This is a genomic window from Amycolatopsis nigrescens CSC17Ta-90, assembly GCF_000384315.1.
Classification (GTDB): domain Bacteria; phylum Actinomycetota; class Actinomycetes; order Mycobacteriales; family Pseudonocardiaceae; genus Amycolatopsis; species Amycolatopsis nigrescens.
This window is the reverse complement of sequence record NZ_ARVW01000001.1, coordinates 7,128,690-7,147,281: the sequence shown is the minus strand read 5'-3', so window position 1 is coordinate 7,147,281 and position 18,592 is coordinate 7,128,690. Positions and strand designations below refer to the sequence as shown.

The 18,592-nt window shown below is 65.8% G+C and carries 18 protein-coding genes, 4 tRNA genes and 4 pseudogenes; 13 read left to right on the top strand and 13 right to left on the bottom strand.

Annotation, left to right across the window (positions count from 1 at the left end; genetic code table 11):
- Window positions 1–381 precede the first annotated feature (381 nt).
- Both AMYNI_RS50595 and AMYNI_RS45985 read left to right on the top strand, forming a co-directional pair.
- Entirely contained in the window at window positions 382–516 is a 135-nt protein-coding gene (locus AMYNI_RS50595) for a hypothetical protein (protein WP_281170318.1), read from the top strand.
- Between the two features lie 81 nt (window positions 517–597).
- Window positions 598–2,358, top strand: a complete 1,761-nt coding sequence (locus tag AMYNI_RS45985) for a carboxylesterase/lipase family protein (RefSeq protein ID WP_084628532.1) — start codon at window positions 598–600, stop codon at window positions 2,356–2,358.
- Window positions 2,359–2,407: 49 nt separating this feature from the next.
- Here AMYNI_RS45985 and AMYNI_RS49345 read toward each other — a convergent pair.
- A pseudogene (locus tag AMYNI_RS49345) lies at window positions 2,408–2,539 on the bottom strand (IS256 family transposase); the annotation flags it as partial.
- Window positions 2,540–3,436: 897 nt separating this feature from the next.
- Here AMYNI_RS49345 and AMYNI_RS49340 point away from each other — a divergent pair.
- A complete protein-coding gene (locus tag AMYNI_RS49340) occupies window positions 3,437–3,634 on the top strand; it encodes a hypothetical protein (protein ID WP_157357551.1) in 198 nt (65 codons plus the stop codon).
- A 306-nt stretch (window positions 3,635–3,940) separates the two neighbouring features.
- On the opposite strand, the gene AMYNI_RS0133870 is transcribed toward AMYNI_RS49340, so the two are convergent.
- Window positions 3,941–4,012 (bottom strand) — tRNA-Val (locus tag AMYNI_RS0133870).
- Window positions 4,013–4,405: 393 nt separating this feature from the next.
- Between AMYNI_RS0133870 and AMYNI_RS0133865 the strand changes: the two genes are divergently transcribed.
- From AMYNI_RS0133865 to AMYNI_RS0133850, 4 genes are all read left to right on the top strand, one after another.
- Window positions 4,406–4,831 carry an SsgA family sporulation/cell division regulator gene (locus AMYNI_RS0133865; protein WP_020672550.1) on the top strand — a complete coding sequence of 142 codons (426 nt, stop codon included), beginning with the start codon at window positions 4,406–4,408 and terminating at the stop codon, window positions 4,829–4,831.
- Window positions 4,832–4,940: 109 nt separating this feature from the next.
- Window positions 4,941–5,013 (top strand) — tRNA-Gly (locus AMYNI_RS0133860).
- Between the two features lie 54 nt (window positions 5,014–5,067).
- A tRNA-Cys gene (locus tag AMYNI_RS0133855) sits at window positions 5,068–5,139 on the top strand.
- 1 nt (window position 5,140) lies between these two features.
- A tRNA-Val gene (locus AMYNI_RS0133850) sits at window positions 5,141–5,215 on the top strand.
- A 195-nt stretch (window positions 5,216–5,410) separates the two neighbouring features.
- Here AMYNI_RS0133850 and AMYNI_RS50315 read toward each other — a convergent pair.
- A complete protein-coding gene (locus tag AMYNI_RS50315) occupies window positions 5,411–6,307 on the bottom strand; it encodes an integrase core domain-containing protein (RefSeq protein WP_245574067.1) in 897 nt (298 codons plus the stop codon).
- Between the two features lie 108 nt (window positions 6,308–6,415).
- Here AMYNI_RS50315 and AMYNI_RS0133840 point away from each other — a divergent pair, with 108 nt between their 5' ends.
- Window positions 6,416–7,000, top strand: coding sequence for a hypothetical protein (locus AMYNI_RS0133840; protein WP_157357549.1), 585 nt, complete (start codon window positions 6,416–6,418; stop codon window positions 6,998–7,000).
- A 240-nt stretch (window positions 7,001–7,240) separates the two neighbouring features.
- Here the strand turns inward: AMYNI_RS0133840 and AMYNI_RS0133835 are convergent, their stop codons facing one another.
- Together AMYNI_RS0133835 and AMYNI_RS0133830 are read right to left on the bottom strand one after the other, a co-directional pair.
- Window positions 7,241–7,885 (bottom strand): SRPBCC family protein, encoded by a 645-nt coding sequence (locus AMYNI_RS0133835; RefSeq protein WP_040406162.1) that lies wholly within the window; start codon window positions 7,883–7,885, stop codon window positions 7,241–7,243.
- A 1-nt stretch (window position 7,886) separates the two neighbouring features.
- Window positions 7,887–8,294: an ArsR/SmtB family transcription factor gene (locus tag AMYNI_RS0133830; protein ID WP_020672546.1), complete on the bottom strand. Its 408-nt coding sequence runs from the start codon at window positions 8,292–8,294 to the stop codon at window positions 7,887–7,889.
- A gap of 168 nt (window positions 8,295–8,462) precedes the next feature.
- On the opposite strand from AMYNI_RS0133830, the gene AMYNI_RS45975 reads away from it, so the two are divergent.
- Window positions 8,463–8,693 carry a DinB family protein gene (locus AMYNI_RS45975; protein WP_020672545.1) on the top strand — a complete coding sequence of 77 codons (231 nt, stop codon included), beginning with the start codon at window positions 8,463–8,465 and terminating at the stop codon, window positions 8,691–8,693.
- On the opposite strand, the gene AMYNI_RS0133820 is transcribed toward AMYNI_RS45975, so the two are convergent.
- Window positions 8,677–9,549: an alpha/beta fold hydrolase gene (locus AMYNI_RS0133820; protein WP_020672544.1), complete on the bottom strand. Its 873-nt coding sequence runs from the start codon at window positions 9,547–9,549 to the stop codon at window positions 8,677–8,679. The genes AMYNI_RS45975 and AMYNI_RS0133820 overlap by 17 nt on opposite strands.
- Window positions 9,550–9,639: 90 nt before the next feature.
- Between AMYNI_RS0133820 and AMYNI_RS0133815 the strand changes: the two genes are divergently transcribed.
- Complete coding sequence (locus AMYNI_RS0133815; protein ID WP_020672543.1) at window positions 9,640–10,239, top strand: TetR/AcrR family transcriptional regulator; 600 nt, start codon at window positions 9,640–9,642, stop codon at window positions 10,237–10,239.
- 211 nt (window positions 10,240–10,450) lie between these two features.
- On the opposite strand, the gene AMYNI_RS0133810 is transcribed toward AMYNI_RS0133815, so the two are convergent.
- From AMYNI_RS0133810 to AMYNI_RS45965, 4 genes and pseudogenes are all read right to left on the bottom strand, one after another.
- Entirely contained in the window at window positions 10,451–11,638 is a 1,188-nt protein-coding gene (locus AMYNI_RS0133810) for an ImmA/IrrE family metallo-endopeptidase (RefSeq protein ID WP_020672542.1), read from the bottom strand.
- Window positions 11,635–12,432, bottom strand: a complete 798-nt coding sequence (locus tag AMYNI_RS0133805) for a hypothetical protein (protein ID WP_026361273.1) — start codon at window positions 12,430–12,432, stop codon at window positions 11,635–11,637. Before AMYNI_RS0133805 ends, AMYNI_RS0133810 begins: the two co-directional genes overlap by 4 nt.
- A gap of 186 nt (window positions 12,433–12,618) precedes the next feature.
- Window positions 12,619–13,366, bottom strand: a pseudogene (locus AMYNI_RS50830) (hypothetical protein).
- A 238-nt stretch (window positions 13,367–13,604) separates the two neighbouring features.
- The gene (locus tag AMYNI_RS45965; protein ID WP_020672539.1) at window positions 13,605–14,360 is read right to left on the bottom strand and encodes a site-specific integrase; all 756 of its coding nucleotides are present in this window, start codon (window positions 14,358–14,360) and stop codon (window positions 13,605–13,607) included.
- A gap of 14 nt (window positions 14,361–14,374) precedes the next feature.
- Here AMYNI_RS45965 and AMYNI_RS45960 point away from each other — a divergent pair, with 14 nt between their 5' ends.
- Window positions 14,375–15,523, top strand: coding sequence for a type IV secretory system conjugative DNA transfer family protein (locus AMYNI_RS45960; RefSeq protein WP_425387919.1), 1,149 nt, complete (start codon window positions 14,375–14,377; stop codon window positions 15,521–15,523).
- 53 nt (window positions 15,524–15,576) lie between these two features.
- Here the strand turns inward: AMYNI_RS45960 and AMYNI_RS0133780 are convergent, their stop codons facing one another.
- Both AMYNI_RS0133780 and AMYNI_RS49335 read right to left on the bottom strand, forming a co-directional pair.
- On the bottom strand, window positions 15,577–15,843 hold the full coding sequence (locus AMYNI_RS0133780; RefSeq protein WP_157357547.1) for a hypothetical protein: 267 nt from the start codon (window positions 15,841–15,843) through the stop codon (window positions 15,577–15,579).
- A 14-nt stretch (window positions 15,844–15,857) separates the two neighbouring features.
- Window positions 15,858–16,595, bottom strand: coding sequence for a DUF7019 family protein (locus tag AMYNI_RS49335; RefSeq protein ID WP_425387918.1), 738 nt, complete (start codon window positions 16,593–16,595; stop codon window positions 15,858–15,860).
- Between the two features lie 136 nt (window positions 16,596–16,731).
- Here AMYNI_RS49335 and AMYNI_RS50720 point away from each other — a divergent pair.
- Window positions 16,732–17,181: pseudogene (locus tag AMYNI_RS50720) on the top strand (replication-relaxation family protein); the annotation flags it as partial.
- 109 nt (window positions 17,182–17,290) lie between these two features.
- On the opposite strand, the gene AMYNI_RS50715 reads toward AMYNI_RS50720, so the two are convergent.
- The gene (locus tag AMYNI_RS50715; RefSeq protein ID WP_342667792.1) at window positions 17,291–17,968 is read right to left on the bottom strand and encodes a hypothetical protein; all 678 of its coding nucleotides are present in this window, start codon (window positions 17,966–17,968) and stop codon (window positions 17,291–17,293) included.
- Here AMYNI_RS50715 and AMYNI_RS50825 point away from each other — a divergent pair.
- Window positions 17,903–18,362 (top strand): annotated as a pseudogene (locus tag AMYNI_RS50825) (M23 family metallopeptidase). The gene AMYNI_RS50715 and the pseudogene AMYNI_RS50825 sit on opposite strands and share 66 nt — an antisense overlap.
- Window positions 18,363–18,592 lie beyond the last annotated feature (230 nt).

The window sequence follows — 18,592 nt, the reverse complement described above, 5'->3', positions numbered from 1 at the left end:
GTGTAATCCGGCTGTCCTGGGTGGCTGGTGCGTCCATGACGCGAATCTGGCACACGTCGTGCTGCGCGGCCAGGAATTCAATGCGGACGGGTCAGGATTCTTCGGGGAGTTGCTGCCGACACGGTCAGCGCAGATCGAGGTCGGCCACGCTGTGCGCGATTTCCTGCGGACCCGGCTGCCCGAGTACCGCAACGCGCTCGCCGCCGCGGCGGCACCGTCGGCGTCCAGCCGATGGCCCGCCGCCGGGACTGAACTGGCCTACCGGTGCCTGGCGAACCTGCTGCACCCCGATACCCCACCCGGAACACGGCGGTTGCTGGACCAAGCCGCCTGCAGCGTCTCGAACACCACGGGCTGCCCATCCCGACTCGGCTTCGATCCGTGCCCGCACACGAAGGCCCGGCGACCGTGCCGCTCCTTGGCCATACCGTCGAACTACCCGGGGCACCGGACAGTCCCGAAGCCAACGAACTGGCCGACCTGGTGACCGCCGAGCTCACCAAGGACGACGACTGAACGGTCCCACGCACCGGCGCTGAACTGCCAGACCGCGGTGCGGTCGCACATGCGAGCGCCTCCGAGGCGGACGAGTGCTGCATGCTGCTGACATCGCCCTCGGCGTCACCACCGCGACCGGGCCGGGCGGTGGGCATTCACAGCTTGTTTTCAGGGCTGCACAGCCGCTGCCTGGATTTCCGGGTCAATGTTGCGGCTAGCTCGCTACCCGGCCGTATTTCGCGCCTCGGCGATGCGAGATGTGAGCTGTTGGGTTTCTGTGCTGACCGGCGCATACGAACCTATCGGAGGGAAGGGTGTAACCGTATGGAATTCAGCCGTAGGAAGGCGCTGAAGCTGGGTGGCGTGGGTGTGGCCGCCTTCGGTTTCTCCGGCCGTCAAGCCGCTTCGGCCGCCCCGGATCCGGTGGTCGCCACCACGGGTCAAGGCGCGGTGCGCGGGGTCCGGGATGGTGAGGTGATTGTCTGGAAGGGCGTCAGGTTCGCCGAAGCGCCGACCGGGGAATATCGTTTCGCTCCGCCACGGCCGGCGCGGCGTTGGGACGGCATCCGCGACGCGACCGAGTTCGGGCCGGAACCGTTCCAGGCTGCCAAGTCCGGGCGCAGTCCTGCGGCGCTGCCCCAAGCCGAGGACTGCTTGTTCCTCAACGTCTATTCCAGGTCGACCGACGGCAGGCGACCGGTCATCGTGTGGATCACCGGCGGCGGTTTCATGAGTGGTGCGGGCAGCCAGTACGACGGCGCGGTCTACCCGCGGCGACAGGACGTCGTGTTCGTCACGGTCAACTACCGGGTCAACACCTTCGGCTACCTCTACCAGCCGGATCGGCCGGGGTCGGGCAACCTCGGGCTGCTCGACCAGATCGCCGCGCTGCGCTGGGTGCGGGACAACATCACGGCCTTCGGCGGAGACCCGGACAACGTCACGGTCATGGGCGAGTCCGCGGGCGGCATGTCGATCGGCATCCTGCTGGGTACCCCGGCCGCCAAAGGTCTGTTCCGCCGGGCCATCGTGCAGAGCGGAGGGTCGTGCCCAACCGTGATGCCCGAAGGCAAGGACTACACCACCACAGCGGTCCTGCGTGCCGTGGGACTCGGCGAGAACGACGCGGCGAAACTGATCGATGTGCCCGCACCGGATCTGCTCGCCGCCGCGACCCGGGTCCACCAGCGGGCCGACGACGCCGACCCCCGATCGGCGCCCTTCCATCCGCTCATCGATCACGTGGTGCTGTCGAGGCATCCGCTCGACCTGATAGGCGACGACGTCGACCTCCTGGTCGGAACCTGCGACAAGGAGCAAATCCCAGGACCCACCTGGGAGTCGCAGTTCGAGTTCAACCTCCGCCACGCCGCGGGCGACGAGGGCTGGAACCGGCTGCTGAAGGCATACACCGAAACCTCCGCCCCCGGCCGTGATCCCCGTCTGGACCTGTTGGCGAGCGCGTTCGTCGACATGCCCTCGACCTGGCTGGCCGAGCGCGCGAGTCACGCCGGAGCCCAGGTCTGGCAGTACACCTTCGACTACGCGGACGCGGGCCGGGCCGGCGCCCTGCACGGCACCGACGTCCCCTTCACCTTCGGCGCCCCCACCCCGGAGATGCTCGCGCCCGGGGCCGACCCGGCAGTGGCCCAACAACTCGCCGACCGGATGGTGGACGCCTTCAGCGCCTTCGCCAAAACCGGAGACCCCGCGACGCCCGCACTGCCCCCTTGGCCCGCCTTCACCCCCCAAGACCGAGCCACCCTGTCCTTCGACACCAACCCCCACATCACCAACGACCGCCTACCCGCCCGGCGACGCGAAGCCTGGGCCGGCATAAACCCCTACACCATCTGCTGAATCCCAGCCCGCCGGTCTGTCCCGTGATCGGTGTTTCCGGCGTTGTTGATCAGTAGGTCTCGGCTCCCGGCCAGCGGTCACCGAACGTGATGGCGAACGCGTTGATCACTGGCTTCCAACGCATCGTCCACCGGGCGCGGCCTATCCCGGTCGGGTCCAGGCTGCGGGGCACAAGGTACAGGCGAGCGTCGGTGCCACGCATGCCGAAGGTCCGGGACATCCCGCGAGTCCGGCGCCACTGCGAGGGCGGCGCCGGCCACCACAGCCTGCACCGACTCCTACCGCCTCGCCCTGCCCCACAAGGGCGCCACCAAGTGACCCCAGACTCCGCCGACATTGATCATGCCGCAAACCCACAAGTGACGCCCAGATTCACGAGCACATGACGTCATAAAACACCGTCGAGGCCACGGCCTGCTGACGCGAGTCAGATTCACCGAAACGCGGTCTAGTTAACTGCCCCTCCGAAGGGGATTGAGTCGATACGGTGCGAAAGCATCCCGACGGGCCTCGGGCGAGGGCAAACCTCACCGGTTCCACCGAAGCCAACGAGAAATCGTCTACTACGAACTACAATGAAGGATTCGCAACCTGTGGAATGAATTAAATTCTGGCCCTACATGATGTCACCTATCGGGCGCCTGCCGACGGCCGGCGGCTTCATTCTTTCTCGTCGGCAGCGAGGAATGAGAAGGCTTTGTTCCAGCGCTGTTGAACATCGGAATCGGGAAGGCAGGAGACTACGACGTCGAGTGGGACGGCGAGCAGCCGTCCGCCGCCGACGGCTGCCCAGACCCACGGTTGGTCGTTGCCAACCGGAAAGTGTCGATGTGGAGTCAGTGACACCACCGGATCGGTACGGACGATGTCGGCGTGCTCGTAGGGCTCCCAGGTCCATCCAGCCGCTGCCGTGCTTAGCAGACTGCGCTGCGGTAGCCAGTGCGGCGAAGGAACCTTCCGGGTCGGCGGAGTCGATGGACTTGGACTTGAGGATGGTGCGGTGAGTCTCGCTGTCGTCCACGCGATCGAACAGGTCGTACACCCCAGGGGATTCGATGGGCTCTGTCTCGACATAAGGATGCACGACGTAGGTGTCGTTGAACGGGCTAAACCAGTTGTCGACGTCAGGGACGAAGTCGACGCGCTGGCCGGACGCATGTCCCCGGACAACGGGCTGCTGACCATCACCGACGCCTACACCGGGCTGCACCGCCGGTCCAACTTCCGCCGACGAACCTGGCTACCCGCCCTCGCCGGCGACGAGAAGAATGGGTAGTCACCATTCAACCAAGAACCGCACTTCCATGACCTACGTCACACCCACAAGGCATGGTTGATCGAAGAGGGCGTTCCCCGCATCCTGCGACTAGTCCGACTCGGACACAAACGCGAAGACAGCGACGACGACTACTCACACGTGACCGATCCCATGGTCGATAACATCCTGGCATCCCTCCAGCAACGATGGGAGCAAGACAGCGGGTGGACCTGGCAGGACAACCCCACCCCAGGATCCCCAAAATCAACAACGGCCTGCCGATCAAGATCATCGACAGGCCGCGTGACCAGCAGAAACACGCTGTGGGCGATACTGGGATCGAACCAGTGACCTCTTCGGTGTGAACGAAGCGCTCTCCCGCTGAGCTAATCGCCCTCTCTGCGGTACGGGGAGAACTCTAGCGGATGCGGTTTTGGGCCCGGCAAACGGGTGGTTCATACCGAGCACGGACCGCGCATCCTTCGACACGGAGCGAACAACCACGTGCTCGCCGGGCCGGGCCCTGTTACCCGATGGACTGCACCCTTCCGACATTCGCGCGACGGTGCTATCGCCAGGCCGCCAAACCGAGCAGTATGTACAGGGTGGACGATCAGCGGGGGCGGGCACCGGCCCCTTTGCGTCGAGGGTGATGATGGTCGGACGTGCGGGTCCGGTGAACCCATAAGGGTGATCTATGACAAGGCCGCGAGCGAACGGCCGACCTGGCGCGTCTCACTGTCAGAGCTCGGCCGACTACGGCCGCGAAGGGAGAAGAAGGGGAGGACGATGCGCAACGATCACGTGACACTCCGCTCGACGGCGGTCTTCGACCTGCTGGCGCCGCGGACACCGGCGGTTCCGGTGAAGGTGGAACTGCGCTACGACACCCGCGACCCGTACGCGGTCGTCGCCGCCTTCCGCACCGGCCGCGCCGGCTGGGTCGAGTGGGTCTACGCCCGCGACCTCCTCGCCGACGGCCTGCTCGCCGACGCCGGCGACGGCGACGTGCGGATCCGCCCGTCGGTCGAGGACCCCGAGTCGGTCCTGATCGAGCTGAACTCGCCGTCCGGCCACGCCATGTTCGAGGCGTCGGCGCAGGAGCTGGCCGACTTCCTGGACCGGACCTACGACGTGGTGCTGCCCGGCAACGAGCACCTCTGGGTGGACGTGGACGACGCGCTGACCCATCTGATCCCCAACGATTTGAGCTGAGGTCGACGGCGCGACACGGGGTGGCCACCCCCCTGTGATCGACGTTTTGGGGGTCCGATATGGTTTTGCCACACCACGACGACGGGCCAACGGCTCGGAGTCACGGAATGCGGACGTAGCGCAGCTGGTAGCGCATCACCTTGCCAAGGTGAGGGTCGCGGGTTCGAATCCCGTCGTCCGCTCGACTGCGGCGGCACCCCGCAGTTGGACCGGCTCGAAGCCGGTTCACGTAGCACGGCGGAGTGGCCGAGTGGTTCAGGCAAGGGCCTGCAAAGCCCTGTACGCGGGTTCGATTCCCGCCTCCGCCTCGCGCGATTAGCTCAGCGGGAGAGCGCTTCCCTGACACGGAAGAGGTCACTGGTTCAATCCCAGTATCGCGCACCATAAGTTCACGCAGGTCAGCAGCCCTGCCCCTCATTTCAGGGGCGGGGCTTTACTTCTGAGATGGCGATGGTCTTCGGTGCCGCCTCGAGTCGCAATTCGGTGAAGGTTGCCCGCAGGTGCGGGAACCACTCCCCCAATTGAGCGCGTTCCGCCTGTGGGGTTCCAATAGTCGGTCACGGGCGCTGACCAGTAGTTTTACGCGGCCCGTTCGTACTCGTTGATCAGGCCTCCGAGAAGCCGCTGTCGCTTGATCCGCTGAGAGTTGAGGTCTGCCACGGCGTAGGTCGGCCGGGGCGGGCGAAGCTCGCGGGAACAGTGCGGCCGCCGACCGTTGTAGTGCCGGACGTACTCGGCGAGCACGGCGTGCAGATACCGCTCGCTCAGGATCAAAATACGGTCGGTGAGCTCAGTTCTGGCCGTGAGCACGAACCGTTCGGCGCAGCAGTTCGCCCGTGTGCAACGTGGAGGAATCCTTACCGCCTCAATACCCACGTCAGCCAGGACGGCATCGAAGGCGGCCGCGAACTGGCCAGCCCTGTCGCGGATGAGAAATCTGAACTCGTCGACTCGATCACCGGGATCCGTCATGAGGTTGCGGATCTGCTGGGTGGTCCACCCGCCGTCCGGGTTCGTTGTCGTGCCGAGGATGCGAACGTAGCGGCTGCCGACCTCCAGCACGAAGAACACGTAGATTCGCTTGAGGGTGAGCGCGCAGTCGACGTGGAAGAAGTCGCAGGCCAGCATCGTCGAGGCCTGCGTGCGCAGGAACTGCTGCCAGGTCGTGTCGGTGTGCCGAGTCGGCGCTGGAGGTATGCGCGCCCGCTTCAGGATCCGCCGGATCGTCGAGTCACCGACCTGGTGTCCAAGCTTGAGCAGCTCACCCTGAATCCTCTTGTAGCCCCAGCTGTGGTTTTCTGTGGCCATCCGTTCGATCAGCCCGGCGATCGCCTCGTCGACGGGCGGACGCCCGTGCCGGTGTGGATAGGTCCACTCTGCGGCTACCAGTCGACGATGCCAGCGCAGGATCGTGCCCGGGGGTAACCAGCCGGTGTGTCCGCAGCGCCTTGGGCAGCAGACATGGCTGACGATCATGCCCTGCCCGTCGAACGTTCCCGTTCCCGCAGGTCAGATGCGTGAACCGACTTCTGAAACCCCACAGGGTCTTGACTTCCATCATGGTCGAGATTTCACCATGAGGCTATGACATCACGAGAAAACCTCTCGCAGTCCCGCGTGCTGATCCTGGGCCGCAAGCAAGAGGTACTGGACGGAATCCTGGGACAACTGCGCGAACTGGGGCTGAACGTACGCGGCTCCGCCACACCGGAGCACGCGGACACCGAGTTCGACGCGCGCGAGTTCGACCTGATCGTGTTCGGTTCGGGCGCGGTCGGCCCGCTCAGCGAACGGCTGCGCCGTGAGTTCGCCCGGCGCAATCCGACAGTGCGGTTCCTGGACGCGTTCGCGCCCATCGCGGTCCGCCAAATCGCCGCGGCCGTCTCGGGCCGACCCGACCTGCTCGAGGATTTCGCGACCGTGGCCGACGGAGCCGGAGTGCGGATCCGCGGGACTATGCGGGAACCAAGCACTGTGACGGTCACCTTGTACCGGCTCGTCGAAGGCGGGGTCGACCCCGAACAGCTGGATCGCTCGCAGGTCGGCTCGGGGCAGTACGAGTTCCCGGTCACCGCCGAAACGCTGGCAGGCGGGCAGGTCCTGGTAGTGACCGTGGGCGAGGACGAATTCCACCTATACAAGATCACGTCCCTCGCTGCAGCCTCGTGACCGGCGTGCTCACCGGGGAAGATCGGTCTTCCAATTCACAAAGCCGCGGACCAGGGGACGCATGGATTGTGATTTCGTCGACTTTGCTTACCCAATGGGCAGTTATCGATCCTCGCAACGGCCCGGCCAGCACCGCGCGGTGCTGGCCGGGCCAACTATCGGCCTTGTCACTCGCGATTGACAACTCTCATCGGCGGTGCAGGCCCCAGGAATGCTGGTCATCCCACCGCAGCGGGGATGTCAGGTCGGGTCGGGTGCGTAGAACTTGGTGGTGGCCTCGACTGCGGCCGCGACCTGCTCCGGTTCGCCACCGGCGGCCAGATGAGCCTCGCCCCAGGCCGCGGCGCTGCGCCGGATGAACTCGCGCCCCTCGGGCAAGGTCCGGAACTCCTCGTGGTCGAGGGTCTCGCCGTCGGCCAGGAACCGGGCCAGGGTGAGGAGATGCAGGTCCCAGCCAACGCCGCCGGCACCGGGGCCGTAGATCGGGAAGAGGGGCTCCTCGACGACCGCTGCGTGGATCAGCTCGAATTCGGTGTCGCCGGCCGGGCCCGGGACCAGGCGCACTTCCACCTCGCTCGTGCCGGGCCAAGCGTCCGCGTCCGGCCCGTAGAGCCAGGACACCTTGAGCAGACGCGGCGGCTCGCACCGGAGGATCTCGCCGTGCTCACCACCGTCCAGCTCGAACTTCCCGCCAAGCCGCAGATCCCCGATGACCGGTTTCAACCAGCGACGCAGCCGCTCGGGGCTGGTAACGGCGTCCCAGACGTCGTCGATCTGCGCTTCGTATCGGCGCCGCACCTCGATGGTGTAAGCGTCGCCGGCGGGCACGCTGCCCTTGCCCATCGCCCGGCGCGCGGCGGCCAGTTCCTCCAATACGTCTTTCATGTCATGTTCCCTTCGCTGATGGATCGGTCTTGTCCGCATCGGTGACGGACTCGGCCGGTCGGGTGGGCTCCCCACCAGCCGCAGTCCGAGCTGCACGCCTGCCCCGGGCCAGCTCGGTTCCCAGAGCGTCGAGGCGTTGTTCCCACAACCGGCGAAACCGGCCCAGCCACGCGTCAACCTCGCTCAGCGGCGCGGGCTCGACGGCGTAGAACCGGCGAGCGCCCTCAGCCCGCACCGACGCGAACCCGCTGTCACGCAGCACGCGCAGATGCTGGGAAACACCCGGCTGGGAGAGCCCGAACTCGGCCCGGATCACCTCCGTGATCGCGCCAGAGGTCTGCTCACCGTCAGCGAGCAGCTCCAGAATGCGCCGGCGCACCGGGTCGCCGAGGATGTCGAACGCGTGCACAAAGATGGATCGTACCAGCCTCCACTTATATAAGCCAGCACTGGCATCCTGGCGTCACGTGCGGCTTGGAGTCGGTGCGCCGGCCGCAGCCTGTTCAAGGACGAGCGGGAAGACCCCGTCGCCACCACCGCGGAACAAGCCCTGGGCTTCCATTTCGCGGACTACCTGGTGCACTCCTGGGACGTCGCCAAGATGCTGGGCATGCCGCTCAAGTTCCAGCGAGAGGTGTTCGACGCCGGGCTGCGGTTCGCCGAGTCGATCCCGGACGGACAGAACCGGAAAGCGCCGGGTGCCGCGTTCGGCCCGGCCGTCGACGAGAAGGGACCGTCCGATTTGGACACGATTGTCGCGATGCTCGGCCGCTCCCCCTCTTGGCCGGACACTAAGCCCCAGGCTTAACCGGCACCGCCTCGATCACCCGGGCGGTGACCAGTTCCGGTTTCTCCAGGGACAGTCCGTGAGTCGCCTTCGGTACGACCTCGACGCGAAGGTGCGGGCTCAGTGATTCGAGCCGGGCCGCCACCTCACGCGCGTCGTGAATGACGCTGCGTTCGGCGACGACGATCCGGGTGGGTACGTCGATGGCGTACAGCTCGTCGTCGCTGAACAGGTGCATCTCGGGAAGGTGCTGTTTGTACTTGAGAGCACCGAAAAGCAGAGGCCGCACGGTGCGCCGCACGTCCGGATCCCCAGACGACACCCGCCGGAGGAGCCACCGGGGCAGGAACCAGCGGAAGATCTCACCGAGACTCCACCAGATGAAACTCCGGCCGATCACCCCGAATCCCGCGGCCTCGAAGGTGATCACCCCGGCGATCCGGTCGGTCGCCCGGGAAGCGAGGTTCAAGGCGAGCCAGCCACCTCGCGAAACGCCGGCGAGGTAGACCTTTTCGTGGCCGGTTCCCGCGAGCACCCCGTCGACGACCTCGGCGAGCCAGTCCGCACAGTCCTCTGTGGACTCGATCGAAGCGGCCTGGATCGACCGCCCCGGCTCGCCGATCGTGTCGACGGCGTGGACCCGGTACCGGACGGCGAGTTCGGCGATATGCGGATACCAGGACAGCGAGGTGCCCATCATGCCGGAAAGCAGCACGATCGGCGGGCCGTCCTCAGGACCGCAACGCCGGACTCGGGTCGGGCCGAAGCGCGTCTCGACGTCCAGCTCCTCAGCGGGAACCGGCCACTTTCGCAGGATGTCTTCGTAAACGGCGAAGAACCGTTCTTCCGCCTTTTGGTCGGTGAACTTCCCCAGCATTTTCCCTCCCCAGGGTTGTTATAGTGCACTTGCACTATAACAGTGCGTGGCCACCTCGGCCACTCCTCGACGACATGACAGAGTGATCGCGTGCCGAAACGTGTCGACCATCAAGAACGAAGGCGCGAGATCGCGGAGGCGCTCTTCCGGATCGCCGCCGCCCGAGGCCTCCAGGCGGTCACGCTGCGTGCGGTCGCCGCGGAGGCGGGTATCTCGATGAACCTGGTCCAGTACTACTTCGCGACCAAGGAGGAGATGCTGACGTTCGCCTGGCGGCGGATCGTCGAACTGACCGGCGAGATCGCCGGGAAGGGCATCATCGAGGCGATGGCGACCGGCGACGAACGCACCATCGTGCGCGCCTATCTGACCGGCGTCCTGCCGGACGGCGAACGCCGACGCATGCTGGCCGCGGTCCAGATCGCGTACTTCGCCGTCGACGTCACCCGCGGAAGCCAGGATCCCGACCAAGAGCCACTGCTGCCTCATCTGATCCGCGCGCTCACCGAACTGCTCCGGAAAGCCCAGACGAAGGGCGACATCCCGGCCCACCTCGACCCGAGCCTGGAGGCCGACGCACTCGCGACGATGTCCGCCGGCCTCGTCACCGCGATCATGGTCGACACCTACACCACGGAACGCGCGGCGGAGATCGTCGACTACCGGCTCGGCCAGCTCTTCACCGCCTGACGATCAACGCCTCGATGCCGTCCAGGATGCGAGCCCGAGGAGAGCCCGAGAGATCCAGGACAGGACGACACTCGGCGATATTTGCCGGCACCAAGGTGAGACCGCGGACAGCTCTGAGCAGACGAAAAGGTCTTGTCCGACATCACTCGACACCATCCGGCACGCCGGGGTTGCGACTCTTAACCAGCGGGTTGAGGCCCGTCCTGGTATCTCAGGGAAGGCCTCGGTCTGTGATCGCCAGCAGTGAGACCACTCGGCCTTCCGTATCTACGGGTGGCTTCACCGAGGTCGACGTTGCCTGGTGGCTCTGAGGGTTTCGTGCTTCGGGCGCGCGCGCCGCGATCATGCGGAACAGGCCGACCGGCGCCTGGCATTCGGCGGCCAAGGTTCGTTCGTCAACCTTCGCTTCTTCCGCGAGCAGTTTGATCGCTTTGGGCAGCAGAGAGGGTTGTTCCAGGAGGGGCATCGGGCCGGGCTCACGGCGGCGCCAGCCTCGGTTCGACACTGTCGTCATGGCATTGCGGTAGGTGACGTCGTTCATCACCTTCAGCGTGCGTGCTCGATAGAGCAGCGCTTGCAGGCTGACGTTCCAGTGCTGTTTGAGCTGTCCGAACCGCCGCCAGTCCGCTCTGCTCGGCAACTGATCGGCGATCTCATCGGCGGGCATTAGCAGCTCCGCGGCGAACCGGTTGGCCTGATCCTCCACCGTCCGGCCACCTGGCTCGGCATCGACGTGCATGACAAGGTGCCCGAGCTCGTGAGCGACGTCGAAACGCTGCCGGTAGTAATCATCCTTCAACGGATTGAGCAACACGATCGGACGTTGCGGAGTGTCGAAGGAGTAGGCGTCGACCGTCGCGCTGTCGAGCGGGCTGAACACGACGAGGCCGCCGTGGTTCTCGACCAGCCGCACCAGATGCCCGACCGGACCCGGCGGAAGATTCCAGTGCCGGCGCACCAGCGCCGCGGCGTTTTCCGGGCCTCGCCCTGCCGAATCGTCCACCGCGACCGGATGGTTTGGCAGGTCGCGGACTGGAAACTCGACGTGGCGTTCGACAACGGTCGAGATGTCGACCGCAAGGCGACCGTAGGCATAGGCCTGGTCACGGGATATCTGACTGGTCGAACGCAGCGACCGGAAGTGCGGCGCCGTCGTAGCCACCGCGAGGTCCCGCGGCCGTGCCGAGAAGAAGGTCGGCTCGACTTGCAACGCCAGGGCCAGTGCGGCGACAGTGGCCGAAGCTGGCTTTTTGAGACCACCCTCGTAGGCCGCCACCGCTGTGGGCGTCTTGCCGATCAGTCCGGCCAAGGCGTTCTTGCGCAGCCCGGCCAACTGACGGGCGAGCGTCAGACGGCCACCGTCGAAGAAGGTAGCGGCATCGTCCAGCTGATCACTCATACCTCACCAATAGCACGAGACTCACTGGTCCCGCGCAGCGACCTGCGAACGCGGACCTCAGCGTCGGCGATGTCGTCATCATGAGGAGTGGTGGGATCAACGGGTTGCGGCCGGGCGCCGCGACGGCCACTGTCCGGCGGTCGGCTCAGCAGCTCGACCTTCCATGCCCAGGCATCGCCCTTGTCGAAGTTCCACCGGCTTCGTCCGAGGTAAAGCTCGGTCTCCCCAGAGTCCGGGTCCATCGCGTGCGCAAGAACCAGCGTGTTCCGCAATACGCGCTCACGATCGGCAAGGTCCTCCAGCGGCGGCAGACCGGGAAGCCGGAAAAGTCCCTCTTCGTCGTCGGCGTAAGGCTGGCGAGCGACCATGCCCTTAGTTTCGCTCTTCCACGGCCAGCGGATCTTGTCGGACTGACCGAACTCGAAAGAAGCCATCAGCCATCGCCACTCACCAAAGAGCCACCCAGGAGAGTGGTTGAGATCCTGGCGCACCACCGTGCCGGACTCCAGCATCGGCATGCTCTTGAAATCCCGGTCCAGGATCCCGGCCGCCAGAACGTCACGCCCGACGTCGCCCTCCCCCGCCGGGACGCCGTAGCGCTCGCACTGGAAGACCCGATCCTGCCGGTTGATCAGATACTTGTGCGCGGTGTACCCGATCCAGCCCTGGTCATGGCCGCCATCCGGATTGAAGTCCTGCCGCACCTGCGCATAGGCCGACCGCTGCGACCACCGGATGCCAGCCAGCACACCAGCCTCGCCGAGGAGGCCCAGCACCCGCTCACGCTCGTTCATGACAGCGAACCCCACCCCAAGTCAGCATCGAGTGTCGTAAAATGAACCACCGCGTGTCTTTGCCGCTGCGGTGTGAACCGACAGCTGCCTGGGGAGCTGCGGACCCGTATCTTCATTCGGCCGCCGCCTGAGGCGTCGGATGAGGTGCTCAGCGCACGCTGGCACCCGCATACCGAGCGGAGTCTGTCAGGCCAGATCGACTGGTTCATCGACGTCAGCCTGTAAGCGTCGGTCTGCTTCCGCCCTCACCACGGTGACCAGGGCCCTGGATCTCGCCGCTCCGATCCGGAGCCGCCTACGCAATGCCTCCGCGGAAGTCGGCCGCCGGTGCCGACGCCAGTGTTCCGCATCCTCCCACCGAGCACGCACTAGAAGATCTTCGTCGATACCACGCGGCAACGTAGGATCGCCCGACTCGGGCGAAGGTCCCGGACACGCCGGACGGCGCTCAACCGAGCTGCCGGCCGGCAGCTCGGCATGTGCCTCGCCTGCCGTGGATGGCGCGATCCCAGCGACGCTGAGTTGCTGAATCAACCCAGGTCCGGCTTCGGCCCAGCCGATCAGCAGCAACGGCCCCACCGCGTCGAACGCGGCCTTGCCCCACTCCCCCGCGAACACCGGGTCGGCCACGTTCAGCACCAGGGTCACCACACTGGCCGCCAGCAGCAGGCACCTCGCCCGACCGCGACGCCGGCCCTGTGGCACCACGAGCCGCCAGGTGCCGCACGCCCACCAGGAGGCCGAGCACGGTCAAATCGACCGCTGGCGCGACCAGCGGCGCCACATAAACCGGTACCCCGAGCTTGAGCGCCAGGCTCAATACATTGCCGAACCCGAACAGAAACGTCAGCCCGACAACCACACCCATGATCACCGTAACCACGACGACGACCGGGTCCCGAACGGGTCGAACGCCGGATGGCTCCGAACCCATAAAGACCAACTCCTCCAACGCTAAAACGCCAAGATCAACTGGCGATATTTAGGCGACGGGAACCCGTGACAACGGGTCACAAGTCGCTGGAACGAGGAGGAACATGGACCGCTGACCTGCACAGACAAGCGTTTGCCCTGGTCACGAAAAGTGTCGATCTTCCCTGACACGGAAGAGGTCACTGGTTCAATCCCAGTATCGCGCACCATCTATTCACGCAGGTCAGCGGCCCTGCCCCTCATTTCAGGGGTGGGGCCTTTACTGCTGAAATGGCGATGGCCTTCGGGGCGGCCTCGAGTCGCAGTTCGGTGAAGGTTGCCCGCAGGTGCGGGAACCACTCCCCCAATTGAGCGCGTTCCGCCGGGGTCAGTGCCACCAGGGACGTGATCCAGCGTGCTTCCAGCGCGTCGAGGATCTGCCGTCGCATCTGCGGGGTCACGTGGTCGTAGACCCGGGCCATGCCTTTCATCTTCTGGCCGAGCCGTGCTCGCCTGGCCACCTCCGCGATGCCGTCCTCGGCCAACCAGGTGCTGTGGGTATGACGCCCCTCATGGAAGGTGAAGGTCGGCAGGATCCCCGGGAGGAACCCGTCAGCACCGGGGTCGTCCGGATGGACCCCGTCCCAGGCCGGCCGCCAGTGGCGGGCGCGGAAGTTCGACCGCCGCCACGGCCGTCCCTCCGGCGTGCACAGGATGAACCGGTGCTGGTGGCTGTCCATCAACTCCTCGTAGGAGACCGCGATGCTCGGCGGCAGTTCCACCCACCGCGTACCCGCCGGCGTCTTCGTCCGCCCCTTCTTCCCTTTGCCCCGGCCCGCGCGAGGCCGGGCAGGTTCCGGCCGGAGTACCTCGGTCGCGGCCCGGCCTCCTTTGAGGAGGGTGCCGCCGACCTCTTTCAGCGGCTGCCGGATCGCGATCGCCCGACGCTCACCGTCGTACTCGGTTCGCTGCTGCCCCGCGAGCTCACCCCACCGGCCGCCCGAGTACAGATCCATCAGAGTTCTTCGGTGTGCCGTTGCCGGCTGTCGGTATTCGGGTTGTCTTCGACATCGACCGGCTCTTCGCCTCTCGCGACCGGTTGGCGGGACGCCCTGTCGAACGGAAAGTCGTTGGGGACGAGGGGCTGGTCGTCTACGAGGATCCGATGGATGCGTCGATGCCCGATCGGCTCTGCGCTGGGGACCGCGTACCGAGGACATCCTGCGCTCCGGGCTGCTCACCCTGCGCGAGCTACCCGCGCACACCCACCCTGACCGACCTGCCGAAGTTATTGACGGTGCCCGCGTTCCGGCAGCGTGCACTCGAACAGATCTCCGACGACGTCCTGAGCGGGTTCTGGACCTGGTACGACGACCTGTCCGACGCCAGCAGAGCACAAGTCGTCGCGCCCTTGATGAACAAGCTCCGCGGCCTGCTGCTGCGCCCGTTCGTGCGCGCCTCCCTCGGCGACGGCGAATCCACAGTGGACATGGACGAGGTGCTCGACGGCGGAATCTGCCTCGTCCGGCTGGGCAAAGACGCGCTCGGGATGGACACCGCGCGGCTGATCGGGTCGATCGTCGTGGCCCGCACCTGGCAGGCCGCCACGAGGCGAGCCCGGATTCCGCAGCGCGACCGGCGCGACGCCTCGCTCTACATCGACGAGTGCCACAACTTCCTGAATCTGGCGTATCCGATGGAGGACATGCTCGCCGAAGCCCGCGGCTACCGGATGTCCATGACACTCGCGCACCAGTACCTGCGCCAGCTCCCACACGAACTGGAAGAAGGCATCTCCACCAACGCCCGCTCGAAGATCATCTTCTCGTCCTCGCCCGAGGACGCGCGTGATCTGGCCCGGCACACCGCGCCCCGGCTCTCCGAGCACGATCTCGCCCATCTCGGCCGCTTCCACATCGCCGCCCGGCTGGTGCTCAACAACGAGGAAGCACCCCCGTTCACCGCGGTCACCGAGAAACTCCCACCCGCGATCCCCGGACGCGCCAAGGAAATCCGCCGACTCGCACGGGTGAACACCGAACCCCGGAACCCGCCGAGAATATCCAGCCGGTGGCCTTCGATCCCCGCCGAGCGGCCTGACCACCGCTCAACTTGTGAAGAGTGCGCAACTGAACGGCGCTATTCCTCGTGGCGGTTGGCTCTGGTCGCTGCGAGGTAGTCGAGACCAGTGTCCGGGTCTGTCCAGTCCAGCCCAGGATCTTGCACCGTTGTTTAGGTCACCCACGGTTGCCACCGATAGCAGATGCCGACCGGACGGATACCCCAGCCTTCCTCGAACCTCTGAGACTCCAACGCCGCGGCCACGGCGTGCTGGCGCTTCAGCCGTCGACCCGCCGACAGCGCACTGACTTCGACGCGGACCACTCCGGGCCTGAACGTGAACACCCGACCGTGCGTGACGGCGGCGGCATCAAGCACCGCACGCACCGACTCAGAAGTGACTCGCCGCATCTGCTCAGGGTGCGCCTTCGGTGACATGAGCCAACTATAACTCATGAACCAAGTTGCTCTACATAGATGGGACTACCGACAATAACCCGATTCACATTACTGTTGCCCAATGCAGATGGCAAGTCATGGGGATAGAATGGCGTTACAACTGACGCGATCGCCAGTGCGCGCACTCGATGCATAAAAGATTTCGCGTGGATCTCATCTAGTGCAGCACCCAGGCTGTACGAGACGCATGCCTGCGGAGAAAGCCCCTTTGCGTTTCTCGCAATTCCCGCACGAGAATAAGGGTTCGATGATTGTTGCTTATCCATGAGAACCAATAACGCACCAACCGGGTCGACACTCGGGTCTACAAATCGTGGACTAGCCGAAGTGGAACAGTATGCATGTGAGCCTGCGCCGAGTAGCAACACGCCGACTTCCCCTTGGATGCCAGCCATGAGGAACACACACTCTCCCTCGTCCCCTTCGTAGCTTTCACGAAGGAGGATGCGGCCAGCGTAGCCTTCAAATTGGAAGAAAAGCGGCGTTTCGCCGTGATGTGCGATTTCGCTTGCCGAGGGAACTGCGTGGTCGCGATATATTTCCCGTTCGACCTTTTCCATGGACTCGATCACGTTGGCGTCGGGCGTCGCATGCGTGTTGAGCTTGGCCCACGGGACGCCAACTTCAAGATCAGCCGACTTTAGCCGCTGTCGTAGAATTCCCCAGCCCTTCTCTGGTTGTTTGAGTGAGCCAATCTTCTTTGAAGACAAGTACCAAAACCATCGTGCCATAGTTTATGCCCAATCGGAAATAACGGCAGAATCTCGCTCGACTTGGACATTGACCCAACTTGATCAATGCCCACCCAAAAATAACCCATGCCATTGTATCAGACACACCTTTAGAAGGTGCAGTAGTCATATAAATATGCCGTTGAATGAATGCAATTCCGCCTTCGCCGGCCGGCGCGCGGCGAACCAGCGTCTGCGCCTGCTCTACCAGTGGGGGGTGGTGCACCGGTTCCAGCCGCACCGCGACCGCGGCGCGCACCCGGTGTACTACGTCCTCGACACCGCCGGCGCGGTCGCTCTCGCCCGCGAAGACGGCATCGCCCCCAAGGACCTGGGCTACAGCCGGGAGCGCGAGATCGGGCGCGCGTTCTCGTTGCAGCTGGCGCACACCGTGGGCTGCAACGGTCCGTTCACCACCCTGATCCGCCGAGCACGCCAGCCCGGCGCCACCGGGGTGCTCGCGTCCTGGTGGTCGGCGGCCCGTTGTGGCCGGCTTTGGGGCGACATCGTCGCCCCGGACGGCTAAGGCCGCTGGCGCGAGCACGGTCGGGAGGTCGAGTGGTTCGTCGAGTTCGACTTCGGCACCGAGACGCTGTCCCGGCTGGCGGGCAAGCTGGCCCGCTACGAGCACCTCGCCCAGGAAACGGGCATCACCACACCGGTGCTGGTGTGGCTGCCCACCGCGACGCGCGAGGTTAACGCGCGTAAGGCGTTGACCGAGGCGCTGCGCGCTCTCGACCGGCCCGCGCGCGCCGGTGGCGACCAGCAGCGGCGAGGCCACCACCGACCCGCTCGACATGGCCACGCCCCGCTGACTCCGGGTCGACGAGCCCAGCGCCGGGCGGGTCGCGCTGGCCGACCTGCCCGCCCTCTGGCCGGACCTGCCTGCCTCGGCTCCTCGCAGCGGTGAGCAGCAGCCGGTGGCCGTCACGTCTGCCGCGGGACGCCCGGCGGTAGCGCCGCCGTCGCCGATGCCGCCGCCCGATCCCGCGCATCCGTGGAGGTGATGCCGTCGTGGGCAGGGTCGCCGCGCTCGGCGCCGGGTTCGTCGTCGCGCTCATTCTCCTCATCGGCGGCGCCGCCATCGCCGTGGTCCAGGCCGTCTTCGGCAGTTCCAGTGCTGGCGTGAACTGCGCCCCCACCGGGTCGAGCGCGACCTCGGCGCCGGGGTATGGCCCGCAGGAGATGGGCAACGCGGCGATGATCGTCGCCGTCGGCAAGCGGATGAACATGCCGGAGCAGGGCTGGGTCATCGCGGTCGCCACGGCGATCGCGACAGCGTGGGCCTGTTCCAGCAGCGGCCCTCGATGGGCTGGAGAACCGTCGAGCAGATCATGGACCCCACCTACAGCAGCGAGCAGTTCTACCGCCACCTCCTGGCGGTGCCGAACTGGCAGAACATGTCCATCACCGTGGCCGCCCAAACCGTTCAGCGCTCCGGCTTCCACAAAGGACTCGACATCGGCGCGCCCATCGGCACACCGATCCTGGCAGCCAACACCGGCACCGTGATCAGCTCAGGGCCCGCATCCGGCTACGGGCTATGGGTACGCATCCAACGGCGACGGGATCGTAACGATCTACGGGCACAACGACCACAACCTCGTCCACGAAGGACAAACCGTCCACGCCGGCCAGCCCATCGCCGCAGTCGGCAACCGAGGAGCCTCCACCGGAGCGCACCTTCACCTCCAGATCGAGACCAACGGCCAAGCCACCGACCCCGTGGAGTTCTACCGGCAGCGCGGGGGCCAACTCTGCGGATAGTCTCGCGATCCCAGTGCCGCCTTACCAGTTGGTCGGCGGCACCGGGAACAGCCTCCGCAACTTCCCGGCACGTTCCGACGGATGACCACGGTCTCTCGCTCCCTCCATCGCCTGTCGCGCCCGCGAACAAGGCGGCGATCATCAAGGCGATGAACGGCTTCGCCGCTCTCGGGGAAAGGGAATCCGTACCAGTGAATCGAAGCATGGCGAGTATGCCTTCGCGCCTGGGC

What these genes read in the sequence shown, in the direction of transcription:
- AMYNI_RS50315 (WP_245574067.1), bottom strand. Translation starts at nt 6,307, where the DNA reads ATGATCGTCAGCCATGTCTGCTGCCCAAGGCGCTGCGGACACACCGGC.
- AMYNI_RS0133865 (WP_020672550.1), top strand. Translation starts at nt 4,406, where the DNA reads ATGCGCAACGATCACGTGACACTCCGCTCGACGGCGGTCTTCGACCTG.
- AMYNI_RS0133780 (WP_157357547.1), bottom strand. Translation starts at nt 15,843, where the DNA reads ATGTCACCGAAGGCGCACCCTGAGCAGATGCGGCGAGTCACTTCTGAG.
- AMYNI_RS0133810 (WP_020672542.1), bottom strand. Translation starts at nt 11,638, where the DNA reads ATGAGTGATCAGCTGGACGATGCCGCTACCTTCTTCGACGGTGGCCGT.
- AMYNI_RS0133835 (WP_040406162.1), bottom strand. Translation starts at nt 7,885, where the DNA reads ATGAAAGACGTATTGGAGGAACTGGCCGCCGCGCGCCGGGCGATGGGC.
- AMYNI_RS0133820 (WP_020672544.1), bottom strand. Translation starts at nt 9,549, where the DNA reads ATGCTGGGGAAGTTCACCGACCAAAAGGCGGAAGAACGGTTCTTCGCC.
- AMYNI_RS45965 (WP_020672539.1), bottom strand. Translation starts at nt 14,360, where the DNA reads ATGGATCTGTACTCGGGCGGCCGGTGGGGTGAGCTCGCGGGGCAGCAG.
- AMYNI_RS49335 (WP_425387918.1), bottom strand. Translation starts at nt 16,595, where the DNA reads ATGGCACGATGGTTTTGGTACTTGTCTTCAAAGAAGATTGGCTCACTC.
- AMYNI_RS45985 (WP_084628532.1), top strand. Translation starts at nt 598, where the DNA reads ATGCTGCTGACATCGCCCTCGGCGTCACCACCGCGACCGGGCCGGGCG.
- AMYNI_RS49340 (WP_157357551.1), top strand. Translation starts at nt 3,437, where the DNA reads ATGCACGACGTAGGTGTCGTTGAACGGGCTAAACCAGTTGTCGACGTC.
- AMYNI_RS0133805 (WP_026361273.1), bottom strand. Translation starts at nt 12,432, where the DNA reads ATGAACGAGCGTGAGCGGGTGCTGGGCCTCCTCGGCGAGGCTGGTGTG.
- AMYNI_RS0133840 (WP_157357549.1), top strand. Translation starts at nt 6,416, where the DNA reads ATGACATCACGAGAAAACCTCTCGCAGTCCCGCGTGCTGATCCTGGGC.